Here is a 26,069-nt window from a genome sequence, read left to right as displayed (position 1 = left end):
ATCTCCATTAGATGATTGATTGAAAATAATTAACTTGATCAGGACTTCAATATTAAAAAGAAAAATTAAGGTTCTTTAAGGGTAACAACTGGCAACAAAATATTTAAGCTTCTCTTAAAAAAGGAACCTTTTAAGTAATAAATATTACATTTATAGAACTTGTCTATAATTAAATTCTAATGCTTGAACTGGGAAAAGTTTTTTTACCAACTTGGCTTTCTTATGATCCGGAAACAAACTTGATTTCCCTGGATTTACCTGAAATTCATACTCCAGATTATTTTAAGAACGTATTCTATTCTTTACAATTGGCTTTCAGTTGCACCCGTGTTACAGTTATGTACTATGGTGAAGATGATACTTACCTCTCACAGGTTCTTTACTTTGAGGATTGGGAGATTGCCGGGGGAGATTTAGAATCAGAGAGTTTCGGTAAAATTCAGGAAAGAGCCTTGAAGGCCCTTGGTAATTATATTCCAGACCTTAACAAGGAGGTGTTTGATCTCTTTAACGAAGAATAGACTCTATTAAATTTTGAAAGTTTTTTATATAGATTTTTAAAAAATTGCATTATATTTTCTTACCAGTGATATTCTTTTTTTATGTCTCTAACGGTCGCGGTTATCGCCAGTTGGTGGAGTAATGGACGCGGATTTGTCGGTTTAGTATAGGTTTGTTGGTCAAGATAATTATTTTCTTACTAGCGCTACCGGCTATTGGCGATTAAACGTTGTTGTAAAACGTTATTCTTCGAGAATTTGTTTTAAATGCTTTTTACCATTTAGTTGATAGATTAAATTTTTCCCATCCTTATATTTTGAAAGAACTCCCTTTTTCTCTAATTGGGTTAAATCTCTACTTGCTGTTTGTCTTACTATATCGTGTTTTTTCGAGTATTCGGGAATTGTAATTGTTGAATTTGGTTTAATGAAAAGATATCCAAGTAAATTTGATTGTCGTTTATTAAAACCTTTATCCATCATTTCATACATAACTTCTGAAGCCCTGATCCTTTCAGCCCTCTTTTTATCTCTGTACTTGACAAGATTTTGAAAAGCAACTCTTAGACTTTTCATTGAATATGTAATAAAATATGTTAGATCATTATCATCGTTTTCTGTTTTTAAAAATGCCTTGTCATAGCTCGTTCTTGAATCTAAAATTGCTCTAGATATTGAAATATGTTTTAAGAGGGAATATCCTTTTTTAATTAAAAACCAATAAAATAATGCTCTAGCAGTTCTGCCATTTCCATCTCCAAAAGGATGAATATAACCTACTATAAAATGTAATATAGAAGCTTTTATTATAGGATGGATAAAATCTTCATTATTATTAATGAACTTGATTAGACTTTCTATTAAACCTTTTACTTCTTTGTGATTGGGTGCAGTAAATGCTATTTCCCCATCTACATGGTCTTTGACATATATTGGATGATCTCTAAATTTTCCAGAATATTTATTCGCAGAAGTTTGAATTGTCATTAACTCATGAATATCCAATATTAGTTGGATAGACATTTCTTCCTCCAATCTATTTTCTATCTCTTGAATAGCTCGGAAGTTGTTAATTATCATCTGTTCCGACTCATTACGAGGTCTTCTACCAGTTTTGATCATATCTTTTGCTACATCAGTAGTTGTAGCTGCACCTTCTATCTGGGAGGAAGCAATCGCTTCTTCAAGTAAACTATTTTTGAAGTATTCCGCTTGATCTTGAGAAGTAATTGAGTTTTTATATAAACCTCCAATTAACTTTAGGTCAAAGTTGTGTAAATCTTCTTGAATAAATGATGTGATATTATAATAAAACTTATGGTCACTAAAGGCTATTCTCTTACCTGTTATAAGCCTATGTGCTTTAATCATTTTCCAAGCTTCTTCTGCGTTTTCAAAAGGAATATCTGGTCTATGCTTAATTTCTGACCAATAAAAATATCTTTTATCAGTTTCTTTGAAAAATGAGGTTAATTCTTCTTTTCCTAAAATGTCAATATATGCTGAGAAATCAATTTTCCCAGGACTTGGTGGTGATTCTAATTTCATTTTACATGTTACTACATGTTAAAAATAGCAATAAATGTAACATAAACTAACATGTTATGAACAATTGTTATGTTATTACATGTTAATAATCACTATTAAAGTAACATATTGTAACATGAAACCAGGAACTTCCTGAATAATGTTTCACAACAGCTTTTAGTTTTGGTTTATTTTAAAAGACTTACAAGATGATTTTAGAACCCTTTTTAATAGAAACCAGAGTATTATAGAAAAAGTAAAAATTAAAATACCGTAAACAGTAGGGATCATTGAAATTTTAAATCCTTCTACAAAAATTTCTGGGGATGCCTCCACTTCGCCAAATCTGATAGCTCTAAAAGCAGAGAACAAACCTATCAACTGACCAAGAATTCCAATAATCAGTGCAAAAATGCCTAAAGACTTTACAGTGTTTATCTTTCTTAAGGTTTGTTCAGAATTATTTATTTTGCGGAATGAAACCGTGATAAAGAAAACCACCGAAATGATAAGAATTATAAGGACGATAATGGTCAGGATTCCCATAAAAATTGGGCCACCTTTAAAGAACAATTCGGTCATTTCTTTATTTTTAAATTACGGAAGAAGCAGTTATGCTGTTTTCTGTTTCTCAAATATAGCGAGTTTCGTAATCTGAAAGAATGAAAAAGTCCTTAATCATTCAGGTTTTTTATTGGAGCTCAGTTCTTCTGGTTTTCACACTAATTTTCGGGTTTAGCTGGCAGAGTTCTCTTTTGGCCTTCTATTTCTCAGCTTTGTTATTTCCGATTCTTATAATTACCACCTATTTTTTTAATTCGTTTTTGGTACCGAAGTATCTTTTAAGCGGCAGGTATAAAAAATTTGCGCTTTATTTCTTTTACATGCTGGTGGTTTCGCTCTATTGCGAAATGCTGGTCTCTTTATTTTCGTTTGTGATCATTGCAGGAATGGATAAAGCAGTGGTAAATCTGGAAGGTATCTCTATTTTCACCCTTGGCATAAGTCTATATCTCGTTGTATTTTTAACAGCTTTTATAAGGCTCGTAATACGATTTCAGAAGAAAGAAGAACTCGTTGCCAGTCTTGAATCTGATAAAACAAAAAATCAACAGGAGAACTTACTAGTTCGTGCACAGCGTAAAAATCATCTTATTCCGCTGGATGAACTTTTTTATATCGAGAGCCTAAATGATTATGTGAAAATAGTTACAGCAGATTCTGAGCTTATCACCAGGGAAAAGATCACTAGCCTAAATAATAAATTACCGGATAGGTTTATAAGAATACACCGGTCTTTCCTGGTAAATTCTGAGAAAGTAACTTCATTTACCGCTACCGAAATAAGCATTTTAAATACCACGCTACCAACCAGTCGAACTTATAAAAAACAGGCTGTCGAAATTTTGGAAAGCCTCCAGCCAAAGTCCTGATCTAAATCTAATTATTGGGTTGTAATTTCTTTCTCTAAACTAGGGAACCTAATAAAACCGGGCTTTTATCGGTAGAATGCAGTTTTTACTACGGATTCTACCTTGCTTTGAATAACCTGCATTAGCGAAATTGTGAACCTACAATTATAAAAAAAACATCATGCAGTTATTTGAAATTCTCTTATTATCTATTTCAACTATTTACCTTGGATTCCATCTGTTTTCTCAGAAAACTATTGAACAAAAATATATTTCTGGAGTATTAATATTATTACTTTTAGTTCACTTGTTGGTGGAAGGTTTTCGATGGCAGATGTTACCAGCCTATTTGCTCTGGGTAATTGCTTTTATCTCCGGTTTACGGGGATCAAAAAAAAGTTCCAGAACATTTATAAAGGTTTCTAAAGGTATTGGGTTATCACTTTTATTGATAATCGCAATCTTTCTTCCTTCTTTTCTACCCGTATTCGATCTACCGGAACCCGAAGGTCCATATTCCGTTGGTACTCGCGATATTTTATTAGAACTAAACCGTGAAGAGGTAATTACAGAAGAGGAGGATGACAAGCGTAAGCTTATGGTAAAAGTCTGGTACCCTTCAAGCGATAGAGAAGGCGAAATCGATCCATATATTGATCAAGGCGGAAGACACGGGTTTGCCCAGAAATATGGACTTCCTAATTCGACATTTAACTATCTGGATAAAGTAGATACACACGTATATAGAAATGCCAACGTTGCTGAGGGAGAATTTCCTGTCCTCGTTTTTTCACATGGGTATAACTCTAAAGCCAATAGCTATTATGCATTATTGTCACAAGTAGTAAGTCAGGGCTACGTGGTATTCGCGGTCAATCACAACTATGAAAGTACAGGAAGTACTTTTCCGGATGGATCTGAAACTTATTTCAATTATGAATATGCTCAAGAAATTGAACAGGGGACCTGGGAAGATATGGAACCGGTGGTCGCCGCTTTTAAGGATGATCTATCTTTTAAAGATCGACATCCTATCGTAAAAAAGGGGTTGAAAAATTATTTTGTGAGAGAAATGCTTGAGCGTTGGTCTAAAGATCTTACAGGCGTTGTGGATTATATAGATTCCTGGAACACGTCAGGATTTTTAAAAGCAAAGCTAGATACAAATAATATTGGCGTTTTTGGTCATTCCAGGGGAGGAGGTGCAGCCGGAGAAACATTATTAACTGATAAAAGGATTAAGGCCGGAGCTAATGTTGATGGCGTGCAGTGGGGACGTATAGTAGATAGTGCTTTTGAAGATCCTTTCTTATATATTTCTGCAGACTGGCCAGAAGATAAAGAAGACCTTAACGCACACGCCTATATTAACAAAAGCCGATCTATTTTCTATGAAGCCAGGATATATAACACAGGCCATAGCAATTTTATGGACATTCCGTTTATGATTCCCTTAGAAATGCTTAGCGAAGCAGGGGAAATTGAACCTGAGAAGGGCATTGAAATTACAAGCAAGCTAATCACAACATTTTTTGACAAGCATCTTAAGAATAAGGAAGTAGATGTTGATTTGTTGGCTTCAGAATATGAACTGCTGAACCTTAAAATCTACAAAGGGGAGCTTGTAAATAATTAAAGCTGATCTGAATATTTTAGATAAGATTTAGTTTGATGAAATTAGTAATTTTAAAAGAAGTATTGCTGAAGAATCAGTTGCACATCATTATTTATATTTATTTACCAAATACCAAGATTCCTGTAAAGGTCCTTAAGGGCTATATGGTAAGAGTGAACAAAAGCAAAAAGCCTGAAGGAGTCAAACCAGAAATAACGATCAAGGATCACTTGTAAGATGATGAAGATGAGATATTGGAAATCCCGTTGCAAAGATTAGATTCTTAATTCAAATAAGGATTCTCATTATTCTTTCTTAGAGTTGTTTTTATTTGAATCTTTGGCTGCCTTTTCTTCCAATATCTTTCTCAACGCTTTCATATCATCACTAATTTTTCTATCCACAATTTTTGCGTAATGCTGGGTTGTTCTTAAATCTTTATGACCTAGCATTTTACTTACAGATTCTATAGGCACTCCATTAGTTAATGTAATAGTGGTTGCAAATGTATGGCGAGCTAGGTGCGTGGTAAGGTTTTTTTTAATTCCGCATAATACAGCAATCTCTTTTAAAAAAGCATTATAATTTTGATTTTTGGGAACGGGAAGAATTAAGTCCTTGTCTTTTATTTCAGGATGATCTTTATAGCGCTCAATGATCTCTTCCGCTATTGGTAGTAGGGGAACGCTGGTTATTGATTTAGTTTTCTTTCTTTTTGTTCTTATCCATCTTCCACCATCTATGCCTTTAGTAATATCTTTTTCAGAGAGTTTTTCCAAATCACCAAAAGCCAAACCAGTATGACAACTGAAAACGAACATATCCCTTGCAATTCTTAAACGCTCAAAATGAAGTTCTTTCTCTACCAGGGCTTTTACTTCATCTTCATTTAGAAATTCCCGATCTACGGTTTCATATTGAACCTTATAATTATAAAATGGATCCCTGTCCATCCATTGATTAGCTAATGCAATGCGAACGATCTTTTTAAAATTATTGACGTATTTCAAGGCGGAATTGTGATTACATTTTCTTGTAGTCTTTAAAAAATATTCAAATTTTGTGATGAACTGATGGTCTATATCTTTCATTCGGTAATCCTCAGCTTTATAAACCTCCTTTAGGAATTGCTCCATGTGGTTATAACACGTCCAATATCGCTTAGCGGTGCTCTTAGAGATACTTTTGCCGGAAAGGCGATCCATTTGTTCATTATGCTCTCTAAACACCTCTAAGGTCATTTTAGATTTGTTTTTGCCAATTCCTTTAAGTTCTCTTATCAAGGTTGTTGCTGTAATTCTTTGATCCTTTTCTAAAAGTGTTTGTTGGATTCGTTTTAGTTTATTTTTTAAAACATCCATATAATTATTTAATTCCTGAGCCTCCTGGCTTCTTCCCATCATTTTTTCAGAATTTACATTCCATTTTCGAGGGTCAACCTTCCTTCCGATACTCATATCCGACCGCTTGGAATTAACTGTAACGCGGAGGTAAATATCACTCTCTGATGATTTATTACTACGGCTTTTTCTAGTGTAAAATGTTACGTGATGATAAGTTTCCATAATTTTGAGTTTAAATTGAGCAATTAATGTACACTATTAAATGATAGGTTGAGAAACTTTAATATTTTGTAAACATTTGATATAAAGGTGTTTTGGGTGTTTCCAGTGTGCAATTTTTCCCATGATTATTGGTCGCCGAATTGCACACATAATTTTTGATATAATTTGGTTTATTTTGATATTCTTAAAAACAAAAAACCCCGTAAATCCTAGGATTTCGGGGTTTTTGATACATTTTGGAATGTAATAAGTGGAGTCGGAGGGGTTCGAACCCTCGTCCAAACAAGCAATTCAGATGCTTTCTACACGTTTAGTTTCCGCTTAGATTGTCGGGAAAAAGTCTGGCCGAAAACAACCTAACTTTTTCCGTATCCTCAATTAGATTTTAGAACTGCATCAAGGTCCTACAGTTCCTATATTTACTTTATCGGTGCCCCTAATGCGAATGCCGTAAATCAAGGCCTTCGCGGGACATCTTGGCTCCCTACCTTGTAGGGACTAAGCAATCCTACTATGATTCGGATTATGCAGCCAAGGCGTAGTTATCTTCGCCGTTTAAAAAAGTGTGAAATATGAGATTTACGAGCTATATCCCAGCGCTCGACGTGCTTACAACTCAATTAGACTCGCTGTCAAAACCAAGTCGACCCCATAAATAAAGAACATTGTTATTTCCGCAAAGGCGGAAATCCAGTCAGTTTTTAGCTGATCTGAGTCTGCAAAGATACAATTTTAAATTCATACCTTTGAAAGGCATTCATAAAAGAACAAAACCCATACCAGAAATGATAAAATTTGCACTGATTAAAGAAGAAAAAACGCCACCAGACCGTCGCGTAGTTTTTTCGCCTAATAAACTAAAAGAACTCGTAAAAAAGTTTCCTGAAGCGAATTTTAAAGTGCAAAGTTCTGATATTCGAATATTTACTGATAAAGAATATCAAGATGCCGGTTTTGAAGTTTCTGAAGATGTTTCAGATTGTGATGTTTTACTGGGGGTTAAAGAAGTTCCGTTACCGGCGCTAATTCCGAATAAAAAATATTTTTTCTTTTCCCATACCATTAAAAAGCAACCCTATAATCGCGATTTGCTGAGGGAAATTCTCAAAAATAATATCGAATTATACGACCACGAGGTAATTGTAAATGAAAAGAATCACAGGCTTATTGGTTTTGGCCGATATGCCGGTCTCGTAGGAACTTATAATGGATTTAGGGGAATTGGTTTAAAAGAAAATTTATATAGTTTACCTAAAGTAGAATCTCTGCCAGATCTTGATGCCATGTTGGCAGAACTCGATAGAATAAAAGTTCCACCGATTAAAATATTACTGACCGGTGCAGGAAAGGTGGCCCGGGGTGCAAAAGAAATTTTAGATCATTTAAAGATCAAAGAGCTGGACGTGGAGGATTTTCTGAGATTTAAAGGGGAAGAGCCCGTATATTGCAATATAGATGTACTTGATTATAATAAAAAGAGAGATGGCTCAGCGGGCAGTTTGAAAGAGTTTTTTAAAGAACCCGGCAAGTATGACTCTAACTTTCTACGTTTCGCTAAATGCAGTGATTTCTTTATATCGGGACATTTTTACGGAGATGGAGCGCCGGTATTTTTTACTGCTGAAGATGCGAAATCTAAAGATTTTACTATAAAATATATAGCAGATATTTCTTGTGATATCAATGAGCCTATTGCCAGTACAATTAGGCCTTCAACTATAGCTGAACCTTTTTATGGTTACGATGCCCAGGCTGAAGCCGAAGTAGATTTCCGTGAGAAAGAGAGTATCCTGGTTATGGCGGTAGATAATTTGCCTTGCGAATTACCAAAAGATGCCAGCGAAGGTTTTGGAGAAATGTTTATGAAACATGTAATCCCGGCTTTCTTTAATAATGATAAAGATGGAGTCTTAGCCCGAGCGCGAATGACCCAAAATGGCAGGTTAACTCCTAAATTCGCTTATTTACAGGGTTATGTTGATGGGGAATAGGTTCTATTTTTGAGAATTTCTATGATAAGACAGCTTAAAAGTCCCAGTAAGTAAGCAACCAAATCCCCAACCGAAAAACTGTTACCTAGTATTATCATTATTGGTTTAGGTGGCTGGTATTGCAGTAGGTTTGCGATATCAATGAGTTGGAGAAATTCTATTGTAAAGGAGAATACAAGAACAATAAATAGACTCTTATAAATAGCGAATCGGCTTATTCCCATCAGGAAGCAATAAAGCATTATTACCACCAGGAAATCTCCAAGGTATGGTTTTATAAAATCATCTTTTATAAAGCTAGCGATAAGAATTTCAATAATTAACAGGGAGAAAAAACCAATGAGATAGTTTCTTTTGCGATTTCGGTTAAGTGTAATAATACTCAATTTTTAATTCTTTGGATTCTTAATTTTTCTTTTGTGGTATAAGTATTTTGAATGTCTAAGGATTTGATCTCTTCTTGATATTCTGAAGGTAGGATCAGCGATTTAAGAAATCCGTCAATTTTTAGACTTTTACTAATTTTATAAATAGGAATTACCAGTTTTAGGAAAGAAAACTTACGCAAATTTAAATAGTTACGGACGCTAACGGGAGTAATAAGGCTTTGTGTTTCCAGTAATAACCTGTAACGCATTAACCCCAGGTGTTTGCGATATTGTTGGTAAAGGTCTTTGGTATATTCTCCGTACTTAAGGTTTTGCTCCAGGTGTTCCTGCCGCATCTTTTCAAATTCATGGAAATTTTTTGGTAGATCTTTTAAATTCATTTTTTTACCTACCCGAAAAAATACATCAAAAACTTCTCCTTTTTCAGAAAGTTCTAGCTTGCGTTCCAGGATTTCAAAAGACCTGATGGAATAATCTATAAGCATAAAAAGTACGTCCCGGTAAGCCCAGTCCGGTATATTCTTTCCGCGTTTATTTTCCAGCGAAGCGTGAATAGAATTTATATGATCTATCGCCTTAAATGCCGACGATTTTTCAGCAAAAACAATTTCCCGGGCATAAGAAACCGTTGAGAAAAGCCTGTCAAGTGGGTCTTCAGGTAAACGGCCGGTATAATAAAGCCAGTCTACAGCTTTATTGAGCGCAAATTCAGCCGAAGCTCCGGCGAAAATAATGAGTATGGTATCTCCCTTTCCCCATATTTCGCGAACTATAGAGTTTTTGTCTACAAAATATTGCATTAATCGATTTTATAATATTCTTCTGGCAGTTTTTAACTTCCGGCAAATGGAGTTCCAAAAACTCCAACAGCAAGTTCTGCCCAAATCATAAAAAATACTGCAAGAATAATTCCACCCATGATAAGTCGGTTTTTGCTGCTGGAAACCTTTCTCAACACAAGGTCAATTCCCAGCCCCGTAACCAGGAGTAAAATTCCCATAATAATAAAATCTGAAGCAGTCCAAGCCACTTCGCTGCTAAACTGCATCGCGATAAAGGGAATTAGTAAAAGTGCACCTACGATAAGAGGAATAACTAAAAAATTTTTGCGCTTTACTTCCATAATTTTTTCTATTAATTTAGTGAATTATACAATTGGAAATTTCAAATTTTCCGAACTTTATCAAAAATCAAAATTATGATTAACCGAATTTCCTTCCTTTTACTGCTTTTCTTCTTTACCGGGACTACTCTTTTTAGCCAGGAAGTGGAAGTGATGAGTTACAATATTAAATATGCTAATGAGAATGATGGTGAAAACTCATGGTCTAAACGAAAGGAGCATATTACCAACCAGATAAAGTTCTATGAGCCGGAAATTATGGGAGTTCAGGAAGCTTTGATAAGTCAGTTAAAGCATTTTGAATCTGAAATGGAAAATTATAAATACGTTGGAGTAGGGCGAGATGATGGAAAAGAAGCCGGCGAATTTAGCGCCATTTTTTATAATGCTAAAGAGTTTGAAGTACTGGAAAACGATACATTTTGGCTTTCAGATACTCCAGCTGAAATTTCGGTAGGTTGGGATGCGGCAATGGAGCGTATTTGTACTTATGCCAAATTTAAAGACAAAGATTCTGGAAAAATATTCTGGGTTTTCAACACCCATTTTGATCACGTGGGAGAGAAAGCCAGGGAAAACAGCGCAAAGCTTATTTGGGAAAAAATTTCAGCATTAAATAAAGAAAACCTTCCAGTAATATTGATGGGGGATCTAAACCTGGAACCGCAAACCAGTGCAATTCAGTTTTTATCAAAAAAGATGAACGATTCTAAAACTCTTGCTGAACTTGATTTTGGGCCCGAAGGTACTTTTAACGGCTATAATTTTAAAGAAGCCGTGAACAGGAGAATCGATTATATTTTTGTTTCAGATAATATTAAAGTAAAAAAATATGCTGTTTTAAGCGATTCAAAAGATTTGAAATATCCTTCAGATCATCTGCCCGTTATGGTGGGAATTCAGCTAAATTAACCTCAATAAAGACTAAAAAATCAAAAAAAACCTGCCGGTCTTCTGGCAGGTTTTTTTTAAATAAAATATTGGTCTTATTTAGAAATCCATAATGGAATTTCCGGTTTCTCGCCAAATAATTCTTCGGTTACGCTTCCCACCAGGAGGTTCGATATATTGTTAGCTCCTTTATCGGCAACAATTAAAATGTCTACCTTATTTTTCTTGGCATGCTCCAATAAATTACTGGCTACACTAGAATCTCTTCCCGGAATAATTAGCGGTGTAACTTCCCCGTCGTAATCGAGTTTACTAAGAAATTTTTCGCTTTTTTGTATCGCATGCTTTTCAATTTTAGGGGCCATGGCCTCTTTAGGCACATAAGGTGAAAATTGAACAGGTACCGAATAAACGTAGGCTGCGGTAACTGGTGCCGAAGTTGCTTTTTGTAACATTTGTGCTACATTAAATATTTTTCGAGATTCCCGAGAAAAATCGGTTCCAGCCCAAATATTCTTTATTTGCGGTGTAAAATCTCTTGGAACAGAGAGAATATCACATTTTAATAATCTAAGAAGCTTATTGCTTACTACCCCGGTTCCCTTATGTCTTTTCTTATTACCCATAACTACCAGGTCTATATAGTATTTATTGGTAATATAATTAATCAGGGATTCAGTATAAGGATCTTCCGAAATTAAGACTTCCCATTCTGCTTTTCCCTTAAACCGACTTTCTACTTTTTCGTTTAACTCATCACCTATAACTTCATCTAAATTAATATCTTTCAATTGCTCTTCAAAAAGCGATGAAATTTCATAGGTCTTGATGTTATGTACGAAGTAAACCTTTTTTAAATTTAATGTATCAGCCAGGTAAGAGGCATAATCTATTAGGGTATTGTCTATGTCTGAAAGGTCTAAGGCAACCAAAATATTATTGAATTTCTCCATAATGCCTATTTTTATTGGTTTTCTGTGTTTTTTGAAATATTTCTTTTCTTAACGATGTCGTTTACGATTTCCTCGTAGTTTTCCATCTCTTTTTGCTCTTTCTTGTCTTGCAGTTCCACATGATCTTCTTTTAAACCTTTATAGAGGGAATAGCACATAATAAGCAATATGAAGGCAAAAGGGAGTCCGGTAACAATTGTGGCCGTTTGTAAAGCCTGTAAACCACCACCAATAAGTAATACCGCGGCTACTGTTCCTTCAGTTACCGCCCAAAATATACGTTGCCCTTTTGGTGCATCTATTTTTCCTCCTGAAGTTAAACTATCAATTACCAGTGAACCGGAATCGGAAGAGGTAATAAAGAATCCTGCAATAAGAATTACTGCTACCACATTGATTACCATAGATAGCGGATAATCTTCAAAAAAGACAAAAAGCGCAGTGGCAATATCATCGTTTACCGCATCTACAATACTCATATCACCACCCATTGCATCCTGTATAGCTACACTACCAAAGGCAGACATCCAGAAAAAAGTTACCAGGGAAGGAACAAGCAATACGCCCAATATAAACTCTCTAATAGTTCTACCTTTAGAAATACGAGCAATGAACATTCCTACGAATGGAGACCATCCAATCCACCAGCCCCAGTAAAATACGGTCCAGTCGTTTTGCCAGGATCCACCGGTAAAGGTTTCACTCCAGGAAGAAATTTCAATAAAATTAAATAAGTAACTTCCGGTATTTTCTACAAAAGATCTAAAAATAAAGATGGTAGGGCCTAGGATAAGTGCCAGTACAAGTAGTACTAAAGCTACACGCATATTCCATTCACTAAGGATTTTCACCCCTTTATCTACCCCTAATACTACTGAAATAGTGGCTACCAGGGTAATTCCAGCAATTAAGATTACCTGAGTGGTTATTCCGCTGGGGACATTGAAGACGTGATCTAAACCTGAAGCTATTTGTTGCACTCCAAAACCCAGAGATGTTGCTAAACCAAATAAGGTGGCTAACACTGCAAAAATATCTATGGCATCTCCAATTTTTCCATAAATCTTATCTCCTAAAAAAGGATAGAAAATAGAACGGATGGTTAGCGGTAATCCACGGGTATAGGTGAAATATGATAACGCCAGGCCTACTAATGCATAAACTCCCCAGGCATGAAAACCCCAGTGTAAAAAGGTGAAATTCATAGCTTCCTTTGCTGCTGCAGCAGTTCCCGCTTCAGCTGTTGGAGGTGTGTTAAAGTGCATTATGGGTTCTCCCACGCTAAAGAACAATAGCCCAATTCCCATCCCTGCACTAAATAACATCGCAAACCAGGAGAGGGTTTTAAATTCAGGTTTGGCTTTTAGGCCACCTATTCTCATCTTGCCGAATGGTCCCAAAGCAAGATAGATTAGAAACACCAGAAAAATATTAACGCACATTATAAAAAACCAGTCGGCATTATTGGCCACTGCGTTTTGAATATCTGAAAATACTGTTTCTGCCTGTTTTTCAAATACCAGGGTTAGGACGATGCTTAAAATGATGAAAAAAGAGGAAATGAAGAAAACGGGTCCGTTTACTTCCAATCCAAAGATTGACTTTTTCTCATCGCTTCTTGTAACTTTTTTTGCCATATAATTGGTTTTCAGAAATTAAATTAAAAATAGTATCCTATGTTGATATTGAACCTTGCTTCCCATTTTGCGTCTGGAATACCTTCTGCAAAATCATCTACAAAATCACCTCCCAACCAGGAGTGATTATAACCGGCCGCATAATCTATATAAGTATAAACCTGCCCCGCGGTAACTAGAACTCCTGTAACGTTCATATAAGAATCGGTAAAATTGTTATTATGCTTTTGCATATAACCAAAATCATTGTAGAATTCCAAATTTGAAACAGGTCCCAGGTTCACGGGAACATTTCTTGAAATTGCCAGAGAGTATAAATTAAAATCGGCAGCAACTTCATATGGGAAGCCGTATGCGCCAAAAGTTAAAGATTCCCTGGTTTCGCCTTCCGCATTAATAGGGTTATGCGCGGCTGTTAAAACCTGCGCTTTTAAGTTCCACCGGTTTTGAGTGATCTCGTAGTGTGCAGCGAGGCCGTAATGGTCTCCGGTTTCTTTAGTATCTAAATTATAAAGACCGCCATATTGGGCAGAAACTCCTAAACGATTTGCTGCTTTCTCGCCAAACTTATAAACGAACTTGCCGTTAAACTGATTGATCTCTTTATTTCTACCTACAACATCGTAAGAGTATCGGCTGGCAGAAGATTCAGTATTACTTCCAAAAGCTAATTCTTCAGCGCCTTTAAAGAAAGCCAGGTGATATTCATATTTTTCACCAGCATGAATATATTTTATTCCCATATCGTGATCATCTTCAAGCCCTACATAATAAGTGAGGTTAAAAAACCAGTTATGAGAATTATATTGCTGAATGCCAAAGGGAACCTGAGTTAGTCCAATTTGTATTTCGTCCAGATCGTTAAATTTATAACCCATCCAACCTTGTTTCATCACACCACCACCAAAGGCATCAGAATATAAACGATATTCAGCATTTAGATAAATCCCTTTGTATTTTGCATCGAAATTTATTCTGAAAATATCATAACCAAAATCGCCGCCACGGTTTTTTTGGCCATCTTTCCAGGAAGATAGATTATAATTGTATCTAAGAGCACCACCCACAGAAATTTCGGGCTCATCTTGTGCAGTTAAAGGAGCTATTATAAAAAAACTGATAATAGCTAAAAATGAATTGAAAGAGAAGTGATTCCCTGAAATCCTTTGGGTTCTCATTAAGATAATATTGCTTGGTTAATTGCCAAATTAACTTAAATTAAAACGAAAAATCTTAAACTGAGCTTGTATTAACTTTTATTTAATCAAATAAAACAATTGTTAAGATGGCTATAAGTATTGTTTACCTCGCTTTATTTGAGGAATATGTTGTTGAAAGTAATGCAGCTATCGAAGTTTTACTAAAAATAATAGCCGATATTGATATTAAACCTGGCTTCCCATTTGGCATCCTGCATCCCTGCAGCGAATTCATTTGTAAAATCACCTCCTAACCAGGAATGGTTGTATCCAGCAGCGTAATCTATATACGTAAATATTGGACCAGAATTAATAAGTACTCCAAAGACGTTCATAAAAGTATTGGCAAACTCTTTCTTCCTTTTATTCATATAACCAAAGTCATCATAAAACTCCAGGTATTTAATCAAGTTAGTATCTAGTGTGAGTTTTTTTGCTATTCCCAGGGTATAGATTTCAAAATCTGCAGCTACCTGGTAAGGCACTCCATAAGCCCCCATCGAAACTATGTCTCGAGATTCTCCTGGTGCATTTTTTGGGTTTAATTTAGATTTGGTAGCCTGTCCTTTTATAGACCAGTCATTACTTTGGTATTCATAGTGCAAAGCAACTGCATAATGGTCTCCGGTTTCTTCGGTGTCTATATTGTACAAGCCGCCGTACTGACCCGAAGCCCCAATTTTATGGGTATTATCTGATAATGGCTTCCAAATAAACTTGGTGTTAAACTGATTCACCTCTTTATTCCTGCCTACAACATCATAGGAGTACCGGTGCGGAGAAGATGGGGTGTTACTTCCAAAGGCAAATTCTTCAGCATTCTTAAAAAATCCTACGTGATACTGGAAACGGTCATCATTATAAATATAATCTACGCCCATATCGTAATCGTCTTCCAGGCCAACATAATAAGGAAGGTTTAGAAACCAGTTATGAGAGTTATATCTTTCGATCCCAAATGGAACTTCGGCAAGTCCTAATTCAAGGCGTCTTTTTTCATCCAACTCGTAGCCAACTAATCCGTATTTTAAGAATCCGCCTCCAAAAGCATCAGAATATAAACGGTATTCGGCTTCGAGATAAATACCCTTAAATTTGGCATCGGCGTTAATGATAAATACATCGTAACCAAAATCGCCACCCCTGGCTTTCTGTCCGGGTTTCCAGGAGGATAGATTGTAGTTAAAACGAACAGCTCCCCCAATATTTACTTCAGGCTCGTCCTGGGCGAAAACGTAATTCGGACTACAAAAAATGGAGCAAAAAGCTAATAGGGGAATTAGGGATATGTAATTTTTCAACATGATTAAAACAGAATGATTAATTCTGCAAAATACTTTGAAAAAATTTTATATAAATTACTCGAAATAAATTTTAGGAAACTTATAACTTATTTACAGTTTTTCTTATAGCCACTAAATTGCTTAGTAAAGTTTCCAAATGTTTAAGATCTAGCATGTTCGCTCCGTCGCTTTTTGCGTTGGCAGGATCAAAATGAGTTTCAATAAATAAGCCGTCTACATTATTAACCACACCAGCTCGGGCAATGGTTTCTATCATATCTGGTCTTCCGCCGGTAACACCGCTGCTTTGGTTTGGTTGCTGAAGGGAATGAGTAACATCTAAAACGGTAGGAGCAAATTCGCGCATTGTAGGAATTCCTCTAAAATCTACAATCATATCCTGGTAGCCAAACATGGTGCCGCGATCGGTAACCATTACTTGCTCGTTATTGCAATCGGTCACTTTGGTTACTGCGTGCTTCATACTTTCAGGACTCATAAATTGTCCTTTTTTGAGATTGACCACTTTTCCGGTTTCTGCAGCGGCGACTACCAGATCTGTTTGTCGAACCAAAAAGGCGGGTATTTGAAGAATATCTACATACTCAGCAGCTAATTTCGCATCGCTTACTTCGTGAATATCGGTTATGGTAGGAATTTCGAAAGTTTCAGAAACTTTTCGAAGAATTTTTAAAGCTTTTTCATCTCCAATTCCGGTAAAACTATCAATTCGGCTGCGGTTAGCCTTTTTAAAAGAACCCTTGAAAACATAGGGGATTTCCAGTTTGTTGGTGATTTCCACAACTTTTTCGGCAATTCTTAATGCCATTTCTTCGCCTTCTATAGCGCAAGGGCCGGCAAGTAAAAAGAAGTTGTTGGAATCTGTATATTTTAACTGTGGAATTCGGTCAAGTTTCATAAAAAAGGAATTGGTTGCGCAAATATAATAGAATTAAGCGGTAGGAACAATTCCAAAAATACGTGTTTTCCAGAGGTCTTTTTGTTTTTAAAACTTAAGGAGTGATGACCTTTTTGTTGTAATTTCCATTTTAATTTTAAAATTATGGAACTTCAAAACATATTAATATCTGAGCTTCAACACGAAGTAGTGATTACCGAAAAATTTCTAAAACGGATTCCTGCTGATAAAATGAATTGGCGCCCCCATAAAAAGTCTATGAGTATTAGACAACTGGCTAATCACCTTGCTGAAATTCCCAGTTGGATCACCGGAACTATGGAAATGGATGAGATGGATATGGCCGGTTATAAAGCTCCCGATTTTGCCAGTGTAGAAGAAATTCTTGAAGTTTTAAGAAATAATACTGCGGAAGCCGAAGCTGCTCTACGAAAACCAGATAAAGAATATGAAAAGAACTGGAAAATGATCCAGAACGAAAAGGTTTTAATGGATATGCCAAAATATAGTGTGCTTAGAATGATGGTGTTTAACCAGTTGCCGCATCATAGGGCACAGTTAGGAGTTTACTTTCGGCTATTAGATATCCCGGTACCGGCCACTTATGGTCCCTCGGCCGATGAAAGTTAAAGATTGCTTTTAAATTCATAGCTTTGAAAAAAAAATAAAGCTATGGGAAGTATTACAGAACAGTTTAGGAATTATTATACCGCTAAGCGTTTGTTAGTAAATGCGCTAATAATGACCGCAGCTACGATTTTCTTCATTTACCAAAGACCTGAAAAGCCTTTATTAGGAATAGGTTTTGGAACAATTGCATTAATTTATTTCGGTTTTTTCATTTACAAAAAGCTAAAAACTAACTCCTGAGTTTATAAAATAGCTTCCCAGAAATTAAGCTTTTGATTTACAGAGCGTTTAGTCTAGAATATTTTATTTTGAATAAGTAGCATTAGATACTTGTTTCTTTAAAAATAGCCGTACATTTGCAGCCTTAAAAATGAGGCGCTTATATGACAGCTATTAAAAACATCGCGATTATCGCGCACGTAGACCACGGTAAAACTACCCTGGTAGACAAGATTATGTATCACTGCCGTTTGTTCAGGGATAACCAGAACACCGGAGATCTTATCCTGGATAACAACGATCAGGAACGAGAACGTGGTATTACTATTACTTCTAAAAACGTATCGGTAGTCTATAAAGACACCAAAATCAATATTATTGATACTCCTGGTCACGCCGATTTTGGTGGTGAAGTAGAAAGAGTATTGAATATGGCCGATGGGGTTTTACTTTTAGTAGATGCCTTTGAAGGCCCAATGCCGCAAACACGTTTTGTGTTGCAAAAAGCTATAGATCTTGGGTTAAAACCTTGTGTTGTAGTAAATAAGGTAGATAAGCCTAACTGTACTCCAGATGAAGTACACGAGAAGGTTTTTGACCTTATGTTTGAGTTGGGTGCTGAAGAATGGCAGCTTGATTTTCCAACGGTTTATGGTTCTGCCCTGAACAATTGGATGAGCGACGATCCTAATGAGAAAACAGATAATATAGAACCACTTCTTGATATGGTATTGGAACATATTCCTTCGCCTAAAGTTCAGGAAGGTTCTCCTCAAATGCTTATTACTTCTTTAGATTTCTCTTCTTTTACAGGAAGAATTGCAATTGGAAGAGTGCAAAGAGGGCATTTAAAAGAAGGAATGCAGGTTTCGCTTGTTAAGAGAGACGGTAGCATTAAGAAAACAAAAATTAAAGAGCTATTTACTTTTGAAGGTTTGGGCCGTAAAAAAGTAGAAGAAGTTCAACCTGGTGATATTTGTGCTTTGGTTGGTCTGGAAGGATTTGAAATTGGTGATACTGTTGCCGATATTGAAAATCCTGAAGGTCTAAAAACCATCGCAATCGATGAGCCTACAATGAGTATGCTTTTCACAATTAACGATTCTCCTTTCTTCGGAAAAGACGGAAAGTTTGTGACTTCAAGGCATATTAAAGAAAGACTTACCAAAGAATTAGAGAAAAACCTTGCCCTTAGGGTTCAGGAAACTGATAGTGCCGATAAATTTTTGGTTTATGGACGTGGAGTAATGCACCTTTCTGTTCTTATTGAGACGATGAGAAGAGAAGGTTACGAACTTCAAATCGGTCAGCCTCAGGTTATTATTAAAGAAATTGATGGTGAGAAAAGTGAACCGGTAGAAGAACTAACTATAGATTTACCTGAAGAAGTTTCAGGGAAAGCTGTAGAAATGGTGACGATGAGAAAGGGAGAAATGCTAAGTATGGAAACCCGTGGCGAACGAATGATCATTCAGTTTATGATTCCTTCCAGAGGAATTATAGGTTTGCGTAACCAGTTGCTTACTGCTACTGCAGGTGAAGCGATTATGGCGCACCGTTTTAAAGAGTATCAGCCGTTGAAAGGTGGAATTCCACAACGTCAAAACGGTTCGTTGATTTCTATGGAACGCGGAAAAGCAATTCCTTACTCTATAGATAAGCTTCAGGATAGAGGGAAGTTTTTCGTAGATCCGGGAGAGGAAATTTATGAAGGCCAGGTTATTGGTGAAAATTCACGTCAGGATGATATGGCAGTGAATATTACCAAAACCAAAAAGCTTTCTAACGTACGTTCTTCTGGTGCCGATGATAAAGCGAAGATTGTTCCTGCGCTTAAGTTCTCTTTGGAAGAAGCTTTAGAATATATTCAGAAAGATGAGTATGTTGAGGTTACTCCAAGCCACTTAAGATTGCGTAAAATCTATCTTACAGAAAACGAGCGTAAAAGAAATAAAATAGTTTAATCACTCAACTTAAAAGAGTTTGTTTGGAGGTTGTTTTCTCCGTCACCCTGAACTTGTTTCAGGGTCTAAGATGTTAGATTCTGAAACGAGTTCAGAATGACGAGCTCAATAACTTTTCAAACAAACTCTTCTTTTTTATATGGAATTCCTGGGAATTAGTCTTACCGAATGGATAGGTTACCTTTCCTCTTTTTTTGTAGCGATTTCATTCTTTATGAAGAATATCATAAAGCTTAGAGTCGTAAACAGCCTTGGCTGTATCTTCTTTATTGCCTACGGAGTTTTAATAGATTCCTGGCCGGTAATTATTACCAACGCAGTAATTGTATGCGTTAATTTCTACTATCTTTTTATCAATAGAAAGCCGCACAGGGTAAAAGCTGATGAAGTTCAGCCTTAGACTGATTTCTGAACTACTTCAAAAACGCGTTGCCCGTCACATTTTAGAGTCTTTGAAGGATATTTTAGCAGTAAAGCATAATCATGCGTGGCCATTAAAATGGTTTTTCCGTTTTTGCTTATATCCTGAAGCACTTCCATAACTTCTACCGATGTTTGTGGATCCAGGTTTCCGGTGGGTTCATCGGCAAGAATAAGTTCGGGATCATTTAAAAGTGCACGTGCAATTGCAACACGTTGTTGCTCTCCACCAGAGAGTTGATAAGGAAATTTAAAGCCCTTAGATTTCATTCCTACTTTATCTAAAACTTCATCTATCTTATGTTCCATTGCTTTTTGGTCTTTCCAGCCGGTAGCTTTTAAAACAAAAAGTAGGTTGTCTTTGATATTCCTGTCGGTTAAAAGTTTAAAATCCTGGAAAACCACACCTAGCTTTCTTCTTAAAAAAGGAATGTCTTTTTCTTTGAGCGTTCGTAAATTATAATCTACAATTGTCCCTTCGCCTTCGGTAAGTGGTAAATCGCCATAAAGTGTTTTCATAAAACTACTTTTTCCGGTACCGGTTTTACCAATAAGATATACAAAGTCACCTTTATTTACTTCTACATCAACTTCAGATAAAATAAGGCTTTCTCGCTGGTAAATAGCAGCATTCTTTAATTCCAGGACGGTATTGGACATAAATATTTAGGCTTAGTTTGGGATAAAAATATTGGTAAATATACATTTTTCAAAAGCTGCGAGTTTACTTTTTTTTACATTAACATAATTATCACTTTATATGGGCGTTATTAAAGCAAGGTTTAAATTATCTTTGAATCATCAACTTAAAAATCTATAAATGACACCTAACAAAATTTTACTGTTTGTTGTTTTAATTTTCTTTTCTTTTAACGGAATTTCCCAGCGATCGGCCACTTATACGCACGATCTCGCCGAATTTAACAAAGCCCTCGAACTTTATAATAATCAGCAATATTTAGCTGCTCAAAATTTATTTGATGAAGTTAAAGAGCAAACCGAAGACGAGAAAATTGAAGGAGATTGCGCTTATTATATCGCCAATGCCGCTGTAAGGTTAAATCAGCCAGGCGCCGACAGGTTAATGGAGCGTTTTGTGAGTAGATATCTTACCAGTACCAAGACCAATTCAGCTTATCGTGATGTAGCCGATTATTATTTTCAAACCGGAAAATATTCATTAGCCCGCAAATGGTATGACAAAGTTGATGAAAATAGTATGAGCCGGGCAGAGCGCCAACGTTTTTATTTTAATAATGGATACGCTTATTTTAGAGCAAAACAATACGACCAGGCTCGTAAGTATTTAGAAAGAGTTCGGGATTCGAAAGAATTTGGTTCCCAGGCTAAATATTACATCGGTTATATGGCATATGAAGGCGACGATTATGAAGCCGCTAACGAAAATTTTGAAGCGGTAAGAGGTAACGATCGCTATAGTGAAGACCTGTCTTACTTCCAGGCCGATATGAACTTCAAGTTAGGTAAATTTGAGGAAGCTATTAAACTGGCCAAGGAGCAATTACAAAGTGCGAACCGCTTGGAGCGTTCTCAACTCAATAAGATAATAGGGGAGAGTTATTTCAACTTAGAACAATATGAAGAAGCTTTGCCTTATTTGAAGGAATACGATGGGGAACGCGGAAGATGGAACAATACCGATTATTATCAACTGGGTTACGCTTATTATAAGCAAGGAGATTATGAAAATGCGATCTCTGAATTCAATAAAATTATAGATGGGAAAAATCAAATTGCACAAAATGCATATTATCATTTAGCGCAATCTTATTTAGAATCCAATCAAAAGCAGCAGGCTCTAAACGCTTTTAAAAATGCCAGCGAGATGGACTTTAATCCAGAAATTCAGGAAGATGCGTATATGAATTACGCTAAACTGAGTTATGAGATTGGAAATAGTTACGAAAGCCCATCGCAGGTCTTGATTAATTTTATTGAAAAATATCCAGATTCTGAGAACAGGGCGGCGATGGAGAGTTTGTTGATCGATTCTTTCCTTACTTCAGGTAACTATGAAGAAGCGATGCGTTTACTGGAGAATAACCGAAACTTTAGCGATAAACAAGCTTACCAGAAAGTAGCTTACTATTACGGGCTTCAGCTTTATGAAGACGGAGACTATGCAAAAGCCATCACTAATTTTGAAAAAGCACTTTCTGAACCTAGAGATCAGGAAATAACTGCAAAAGCCACCTTTTGGAAAGCTGAAAGTGAATATAATATTAACCGAATTGATGATGCTATAATTGGATATCGTGAATTTGCCGGTATGAATGCCGCAAAAGGCACAGAAGAATTGGATAACCTGGATTATAATCTTGGGTATGCTTACTTTAAAAAGAATGAATATTCTCGTGCCATAGAGTTCTTTAAGCGTTATTCTGAAAATAGCGCTAACGAAGTTGCTCGTAGAAATGATGCTTTATTGCGTCTTGGTGACACCTATTTTGTAAGTAGCCAGTATTGGCCGGCAATTGAAGCTTATGATAAAGCACTTTCGCTAAGTGGTGATAACGATTATGCTGCATTTCAAAAAGCGATGAGCTATGGTTTTATAGATAGAAGAGACACTAAAATTTCTGAGCTTAAAAGCTTTATAAATCAATATTCGCGATCTTCTTTTAGAGACGATGCTATGTACGAATTGGGGAACACCTATGTTTCTGCCAATAATACCGGTGAAGCCTTATCTGCTTACGATAGGTTAATTAGAGAAGTGCCACAAAGCGCATTTGTACCTAAAGCAATGCTGCGCCAGGCCTTAATTCATTACAATGCCGATAATGGAAATCGTGCTTTAGAAAGATTGAAGAAAGTAGTTAACGATTACCCAAATACACCGGAAGCTAAGCAGGCCGTTTCTACTGCCAGGATGGTTTATGTAGATCTTGGCCGTACAGATGAGTACGCAAACTGGGTACGAAATATAGATTTTGTTGAAGTTACTGATGCCGATCTAGACAACACTACTTATGAATCTGCTGAAAATCAATATTTCAACAATCAATATGACCGCGCAATAACCGGATTTGAAGATTATCTGCAACGTTTCCCTAACGGAATCCATTCTATAAACGCTAATTTTTATTTAGGTCAGTTATATTACAGAGATGGAAATAAAGATAAAGCGGCAGCGAATTATCGTTTTATAGCCGATAAGCCTAAAAATGAATTTACCGAGCAGGCGCTTTCAAGACTATCTGAAATCTTGCTGGAAAATGAAAACTATCGTGAAGCAGTTGGTTACTTAGAGAAACTTGAAAAACAAGCCAGCTCTGAGCAGAATACAATTTTCGCACAGTCTAACTTGATGAAATCATACCTCGAGTTAGATCAACCGGCTAAGGCGGCGAATTATGCCGATAAGGTTTTAGCCAACTCAGAGTCAGATTCAGAAGCGCGTAATGATGCTCGTGTAATTGTAGCTCGTGCGGCTTTTGCTTCAGGAAATATGAGTAAAGCAAAAAGCGCTTATTCAGAAGTACAAAAAACGGCTAAAGGAGAATTGGCCGCTGAAGCTTTATATTATGATGCTTATTTTAAAAATGAAAGCGGAAATTACGAAGCTTCGAATGCTGCAGTTCAAATTCTGGCTAAAGATTTTTCCGGCTATAAGCGCTGGGGAGCTAAAGGTTTGGTTTTAATGGCAGATAATTTCTACGAGTTAGACGATACGTATCAGGCTACTTATATTTTGGAAAATGTAATTAAGAACTTCCAAAATTACCCTGAGATTGTGCAGGAGGCCAAGCAGGAACTTTCAAGAATAAAGACAGAAGCTGCAAAAACCAATTCTTCAGTAGAAGCAAATAATTAATTCAACTTTCAACCTAACATTTAAGAATTTCTATATGCAAATGTTTTCAATAAAAAAGAGCCTTTTTTTAAGTATGTTTTTAATTGGCGGGGTTCTTTTTGCTCAAGATCCTATAGATAGTGAAACCGTGATTGTGGTAAAACCATATACACCTACGGTAAAAGACGCTAACAAAATAAAGCAAACCCCCAGCCAGTCAGATTCTGTTAGAACCGAAAAAAGACCTGTACAGTATAGCATTTTTTCAGTTCCGGTGGCTTCCACTTTTACCCCGGCAAAAGGGCGTGCTACCACTGTTGAAAGAGAGAGACGCGTAAAGGTTTACGATAATTATGCAAGTCTTGGTTTCGGAAATTACGGAAATTTATTAGCTGAATTTTACAGCAACCTGGAAGTAAACCGAAGCGATAATTTTGGAATTTATTTAGATCATAATTCATCCCAGGGAGGAATTGATGGTATTGCATTAGATGATAAATTTTATGATACCGAGCTTAACCTAAGTTATAACTCTAAAACCCGCGATTTAGATTGGAAAACCGAAATTGGTGCCCAACATCAGCTCTTTAATTGGTATGGTTTGCCGCAAAATGAGACCTTTAGTAATGATGAAATTAATGCTATAGATCCTTCTCAGAATTACTTTTCAGTCTATGCAGGAGGAGAAATAGAGCTCTACGATTCGTTTTTCGACAATGCCAGGGCAAAATTCAGGCATACCGGCGATTCTTATTCAACTTCAGAAAATCATTTTGATGCAACCGGTACTTTTGAAGTAAATATTGCAGATGAGTTAATTACCACCAATGTGTATACTGATATTGTTCAGGGACAAATGGGAGAGCAATTTCTTGGATTCGGAAACTACGATTATACTTTTATGAACTTCGGGATAAACCCGAGTTTATTAATTTTAAGAGATGACCTTACTTTAGATCTTGGTGTAGCTTTTTATTATAGTCAGGATGTTGAAAATAGTGATGGCAATTTTTACATCTATCCAAAAGTAACCGCAAGTTATAGACTGGGTGGTGATTACTTTACGCCTTACGCAGGTCTGGAAGGTGGTTTACAACAAAATACCTATTATAATTTTATACAGGAGAATCCTTATGTTTCCCCAAGTATAGAAATAAGGCCAACAGATAATGAGTACAATGCTTATGTTGGTGCAAAAGGGAAATTAAGTAATGCTGTTTCTTATAATTTTAAAACGGGATATCAGTCCCAGTTTAATAAAGCTTTGTTTAAGCGTAATCCCCGGGCAAACGATATAATGACCGAAAATTATGCCTATGGGAATTCTTTTGAAGTTGTTTACGACGATGTAAAAACCTTATCTATTGCCGGTGAAATAAATGTTGATGTAAACCAGAATTTCAGGTTAGGAGTAAATGCTGAATACTTTGATTATAATACTGATGGAGAAGCCGAAGCCTGGAACCTTCCAGATCTTAAAGCATCGTTGAATGCCGATTACCAGATTAACGAACAATGGTATACCGGTGCTAATTTATTTTACATAGGAGAGCGCTTTGACCAGGAAAGAATAGTATCTTCAAACGATCCAGTCTTAAATACCATTACACTAGATAGCTATTTTGATGTAAATGCTCATTTAGGTTACCGTTTTAACGATAGGCTTTCTGTATTTGCAAAAGGAAGTAACTTGTTGAATAATGATTATGAACGTTGGACTAATTTTAGAGTTCAGGGATTACAAGTTCTTGCAGGAGCTACTTATAAGTTCGATTTTTAATAAATAAATCCATACAAAATCTCAAAAAGCACCTTTTTAAGGTGCTTTTTTGTATTATTATCAACGCAATTTATTAGCTTAAACGATATAAAGTATTTGTAATCAGTTTTTTACGTGTTTGTTTTTTCGGAAATTCCTTAACAATAACACAACATTGAAAATTGAAAATTAACAATAGAACTAATTAATATTGTATCCAATTTTTAAGGAAGATTTACCACACCTTAATATTTAA

General features: G+C 36.0%; 22 protein-coding genes and 1 other RNA gene. 10 read left to right on the top strand and 13 right to left on the bottom strand.

The window, feature by feature from the left end; translation table 11 throughout:
• The first annotated feature begins 179 nt into the window (after positions 1 to 179).
• Positions 180 to 521 carry a hypothetical protein gene (locus tag APB85_RS13100; RefSeq protein WP_057481256.1) on the top strand — a complete coding sequence of 114 codons (342 nt, stop codon included), beginning with the start codon at positions 180 to 182 and terminating at the stop codon, positions 519 to 521.
• Positions 522 to 743: 222 nt separating this feature from the next.
• Here APB85_RS13100 and APB85_RS13095 read toward each other — a convergent pair whose 3' ends face one another.
• Together APB85_RS13095 and APB85_RS13090 are read right to left on the bottom strand one after the other, a co-directional pair.
• Entirely contained in the window at positions 744 to 2,048 is a 1,305-nt protein-coding gene (locus APB85_RS13095) for a Fic family protein (RefSeq protein ID WP_057481255.1), read from the bottom strand.
• A gap of 156 nt (positions 2,049 to 2,204) precedes the next feature.
• The gene (locus APB85_RS13090; protein ID WP_169929159.1) at positions 2,205 to 2,600 is read right to left on the bottom strand and encodes a MotA/TolQ/ExbB proton channel family protein; all 396 of its coding nucleotides are present in this window, start codon (positions 2,598 to 2,600) and stop codon (positions 2,205 to 2,207) included.
• 89 nt (positions 2,601 to 2,689) lie between these two features.
• Between APB85_RS13090 and APB85_RS13085 the strand changes: the two genes are divergently transcribed.
• Positions 2,690 to 3,460 carry a LytR/AlgR family response regulator transcription factor gene (locus APB85_RS13085; protein WP_057481253.1) on the top strand — a complete coding sequence of 257 codons (771 nt, stop codon included), beginning with the start codon at positions 2,690 to 2,692 and terminating at the stop codon, positions 3,458 to 3,460.
• A gap of 160 nt (positions 3,461 to 3,620) precedes the next feature.
• A complete protein-coding gene (locus APB85_RS13080) occupies positions 3,621 to 5,075 on the top strand; it encodes an alpha/beta hydrolase family protein (RefSeq protein WP_057481252.1) in 1,455 nt (484 codons plus the stop codon).
• A gap of 284 nt (positions 5,076 to 5,359) precedes the next feature.
• Here the strand turns inward: APB85_RS13080 and APB85_RS13070 are convergent, their stop codons facing one another.
• Positions 5,360 to 6,619 (bottom strand): site-specific integrase, encoded by a 1,260-nt coding sequence (locus APB85_RS13070; protein ID WP_057481250.1) that lies wholly within the window; start codon positions 6,617 to 6,619, stop codon positions 5,360 to 5,362.
• A 248-nt stretch (positions 6,620 to 6,867) separates the two neighbouring features.
• Positions 6,868 to 7,270, bottom strand: a transfer-messenger RNA (tmRNA) gene (gene ssrA / locus APB85_RS13065).
• Between the two features lie 134 nt (positions 7,271 to 7,404).
• Here ssrA and APB85_RS13060 point away from each other — a divergent pair.
• Positions 7,405 to 8,610, top strand: coding sequence for an NAD(P)-dependent oxidoreductase (locus APB85_RS13060; protein WP_057481268.1), 1,206 nt, complete (start codon positions 7,405 to 7,407; stop codon positions 8,608 to 8,610).
• Here APB85_RS13060 and APB85_RS13055 read toward each other — a convergent pair.
• Genes APB85_RS13055 through APB85_RS13045 form a run of 3 tightly spaced genes read right to left on the bottom strand, consistent with a single transcriptional unit; the run spans position 8,592 to position 10,122 of the window.
• Entirely contained in the window at positions 8,592 to 8,996 is a 405-nt protein-coding gene (locus APB85_RS13055; RefSeq protein ID WP_229792184.1) for a ribosomal maturation YjgA family protein, read from the bottom strand. The genes APB85_RS13060 and APB85_RS13055 overlap by 19 nt on opposite strands.
• The gene (locus tag APB85_RS13050) at positions 8,993 to 9,799 is read right to left on the bottom strand and encodes an oxygenase MpaB family protein (RefSeq protein ID WP_057481249.1); all 807 of its coding nucleotides are present in this window, start codon (positions 9,797 to 9,799) and stop codon (positions 8,993 to 8,995) included. Before APB85_RS13050 ends, APB85_RS13055 begins: the two co-directional genes overlap by 4 nt.
• A gap of 32 nt (positions 9,800 to 9,831) precedes the next feature.
• Positions 9,832 to 10,122, bottom strand: a complete 291-nt coding sequence (locus APB85_RS13045) for a hypothetical protein (RefSeq protein WP_057481248.1) — start codon at positions 10,120 to 10,122, stop codon at positions 9,832 to 9,834.
• Between the two features lie 75 nt (positions 10,123 to 10,197).
• On the opposite strand from APB85_RS13045, the gene APB85_RS13040 reads away from it, so the two are divergent.
• A complete protein-coding gene (locus APB85_RS13040) occupies positions 10,198 to 11,034 on the top strand; it encodes an endonuclease/exonuclease/phosphatase family protein (protein WP_057481247.1) in 837 nt (278 codons plus the stop codon).
• A 74-nt stretch (positions 11,035 to 11,108) separates the two neighbouring features.
• Here the strand turns inward: APB85_RS13040 and APB85_RS13035 are convergent, their stop codons facing one another.
• From APB85_RS13035 to kdsA, 5 genes are all read right to left on the bottom strand, one after another.
• Positions 11,109 to 11,966: a universal stress protein gene (locus APB85_RS13035; protein WP_057481246.1), complete on the bottom strand. Its 858-nt coding sequence runs from the start codon at positions 11,964 to 11,966 to the stop codon at positions 11,109 to 11,111.
• Positions 11,967 to 11,977: 11 nt separating this feature from the next.
• Positions 11,978 to 13,603 carry a BCCT family transporter gene (locus APB85_RS13030; protein ID WP_057481245.1) on the bottom strand — a complete coding sequence of 542 codons (1,626 nt, stop codon included), beginning with the start codon at positions 13,601 to 13,603 and terminating at the stop codon, positions 11,978 to 11,980.
• A gap of 23 nt (positions 13,604 to 13,626) precedes the next feature.
• A complete protein-coding gene (locus APB85_RS13025; protein WP_057481244.1) occupies positions 13,627 to 14,781 on the bottom strand; it encodes a hypothetical protein in 1,155 nt (384 codons plus the stop codon).
• 182 nt (positions 14,782 to 14,963) lie between these two features.
• Entirely contained in the window at positions 14,964 to 16,106 is a 1,143-nt protein-coding gene (locus APB85_RS13020; RefSeq protein WP_057481243.1) for a hypothetical protein, read from the bottom strand.
• Positions 16,107 to 16,185: 79 nt separating this feature from the next.
• On the bottom strand, positions 16,186 to 17,004 hold the full coding sequence (gene kdsA, locus APB85_RS13015) for a 3-deoxy-8-phosphooctulonate synthase (RefSeq protein WP_057481242.1): 819 nt from the start codon (positions 17,002 to 17,004) through the stop codon (positions 16,186 to 16,188).
• 144 nt (positions 17,005 to 17,148) lie between these two features.
• Between kdsA and APB85_RS13010 the strand changes: the two genes are divergently transcribed.
• The 3 genes from APB85_RS13010 (at position 17,149) to APB85_RS12995 (ending at position 20,217) form a co-directional block, all read left to right on the top strand.
• Positions 17,149 to 17,634 carry a DinB family protein gene (locus APB85_RS13010; RefSeq protein ID WP_057481241.1) on the top strand — a complete coding sequence of 162 codons (486 nt, stop codon included), beginning with the start codon at positions 17,149 to 17,151 and terminating at the stop codon, positions 17,632 to 17,634.
• A 383-nt stretch (positions 17,635 to 18,017) separates the two neighbouring features.
• Positions 18,018 to 19,817 carry a translational GTPase TypA gene (typA, locus tag APB85_RS13000; protein WP_057481239.1) on the top strand — a complete coding sequence of 600 codons (1,800 nt, stop codon included), beginning with the start codon at positions 18,018 to 18,020 and terminating at the stop codon, positions 19,815 to 19,817.
• A gap of 139 nt (positions 19,818 to 19,956) precedes the next feature.
• Positions 19,957 to 20,217, top strand: coding sequence for a YgjV family protein (locus APB85_RS12995; protein ID WP_057481238.1), 261 nt, complete (start codon positions 19,957 to 19,959; stop codon positions 20,215 to 20,217).
• Here APB85_RS12995 and APB85_RS12990 read toward each other — a convergent pair.
• Entirely contained in the window at positions 20,214 to 20,897 is a 684-nt protein-coding gene (locus tag APB85_RS12990) for a cell division ATP-binding protein FtsE (RefSeq protein ID WP_057481237.1), read from the bottom strand. The genes APB85_RS12995 and APB85_RS12990 overlap by 4 nt on opposite strands.
• A 160-nt stretch (positions 20,898 to 21,057) precedes the next feature.
• On the opposite strand from APB85_RS12990, the gene APB85_RS12985 reads away from it, so the two are divergent.
• Positions 21,058 to 24,075 carry a tetratricopeptide repeat protein gene (locus APB85_RS12985; RefSeq protein WP_057481236.1) on the top strand — a complete coding sequence of 1,006 codons (3,018 nt, stop codon included), beginning with the start codon at positions 21,058 to 21,060 and terminating at the stop codon, positions 24,073 to 24,075.
• A gap of 73 nt (positions 24,076 to 24,148) precedes the next feature.
• The gene (locus tag APB85_RS12980) at positions 24,149 to 25,834 is read left to right on the top strand and encodes a TonB-dependent receptor domain-containing protein (protein ID WP_317042965.1); all 1,686 of its coding nucleotides are present in this window, start codon (positions 24,149 to 24,151) and stop codon (positions 25,832 to 25,834) included.
• Positions 25,835 to 26,069 lie beyond the last annotated feature (235 nt).

The sequence above is a fragment of the Salegentibacter mishustinae genome (assembly GCF_002900095.1).
Classification (GTDB): domain Bacteria; phylum Bacteroidota; class Bacteroidia; order Flavobacteriales; family Flavobacteriaceae; genus Salegentibacter; species Salegentibacter mishustinae.
This window is presented reverse-complemented; position numbering and strand designations above follow the sequence as displayed.

What these genes read in the sequence shown, in the direction of transcription:
- APB85_RS12990 (WP_057481237.1), bottom strand. Translation starts at nt 20,897, where the DNA reads ATGTCCAATACCGTCCTGGAATTAAAGAATGCTGCTATTTACCAGCGA.
- APB85_RS13080 (WP_057481252.1), top strand. Translation starts at nt 3,621, where the DNA reads ATGCAGTTATTTGAAATTCTCTTATTATCTATTTCAACTATTTACCTT.
- kdsA (WP_057481242.1), bottom strand. Translation starts at nt 17,004, where the DNA reads ATGAAACTTGACCGAATTCCACAGTTAAAATATACAGATTCCAACAAC.
- typA (WP_057481239.1), top strand. Translation starts at nt 18,018, where the DNA reads ATGACAGCTATTAAAAACATCGCGATTATCGCGCACGTAGACCACGGT.
- APB85_RS13010 (WP_057481241.1), top strand. Translation starts at nt 17,149, where the DNA reads ATGGAACTTCAAAACATATTAATATCTGAGCTTCAACACGAAGTAGTG.
- APB85_RS13060 (WP_057481268.1), top strand. Translation starts at nt 7,405, where the DNA reads ATGATAAAATTTGCACTGATTAAAGAAGAAAAAACGCCACCAGACCGT.
- APB85_RS13025 (WP_057481244.1), bottom strand. Translation starts at nt 14,781, where the DNA reads ATGAGAACCCAAAGGATTTCAGGGAATCACTTCTCTTTCAATTCATTT.
- APB85_RS13100 (WP_057481256.1), top strand. Translation starts at nt 180, where the DNA reads ATGCTTGAACTGGGAAAAGTTTTTTTACCAACTTGGCTTTCTTATGAT.
- APB85_RS13035 (WP_057481246.1), bottom strand. Translation starts at nt 11,966, where the DNA reads ATGGAGAAATTCAATAATATTTTGGTTGCCTTAGACCTTTCAGACATA.
- APB85_RS13085 (WP_057481253.1), top strand. Translation starts at nt 2,690, where the DNA reads ATGAAAAAGTCCTTAATCATTCAGGTTTTTTATTGGAGCTCAGTTCTT.
- APB85_RS13030 (WP_057481245.1), bottom strand. Translation starts at nt 13,603, where the DNA reads ATGGCAAAAAAAGTTACAAGAAGCGATGAGAAAAAGTCAATCTTTGGA.
- APB85_RS13050 (WP_057481249.1), bottom strand. Translation starts at nt 9,799, where the DNA reads ATGCAATATTTTGTAGACAAAAACTCTATAGTTCGCGAAATATGGGGA.
- APB85_RS13070 (WP_057481250.1), bottom strand. Translation starts at nt 6,619, where the DNA reads ATGGAAACTTATCATCACGTAACATTTTACACTAGAAAAAGCCGTAGT.
- APB85_RS13045 (WP_057481248.1), bottom strand. Translation starts at nt 10,122, where the DNA reads ATGGAAGTAAAGCGCAAAAATTTTTTAGTTATTCCTCTTATCGTAGGT.
- APB85_RS13020 (WP_057481243.1), bottom strand. Translation starts at nt 16,106, where the DNA reads ATGTTGAAAAATTACATATCCCTAATTCCCCTATTAGCTTTTTGCTCC.
- APB85_RS12995 (WP_057481238.1), top strand. Translation starts at nt 19,957, where the DNA reads ATGGAATTCCTGGGAATTAGTCTTACCGAATGGATAGGTTACCTTTCC.
- APB85_RS13040 (WP_057481247.1), top strand. Translation starts at nt 10,198, where the DNA reads ATGATTAACCGAATTTCCTTCCTTTTACTGCTTTTCTTCTTTACCGGG.
- APB85_RS13095 (WP_057481255.1), bottom strand. Translation starts at nt 2,048, where the DNA reads ATGAAATTAGAATCACCACCAAGTCCTGGGAAAATTGATTTCTCAGCA.
- APB85_RS12985 (WP_057481236.1), top strand. Translation starts at nt 21,058, where the DNA reads ATGACACCTAACAAAATTTTACTGTTTGTTGTTTTAATTTTCTTTTCT.
- APB85_RS12980 (WP_317042965.1), top strand. Translation starts at nt 24,149, where the DNA reads ATGTTTTTAATTGGCGGGGTTCTTTTTGCTCAAGATCCTATAGATAGT.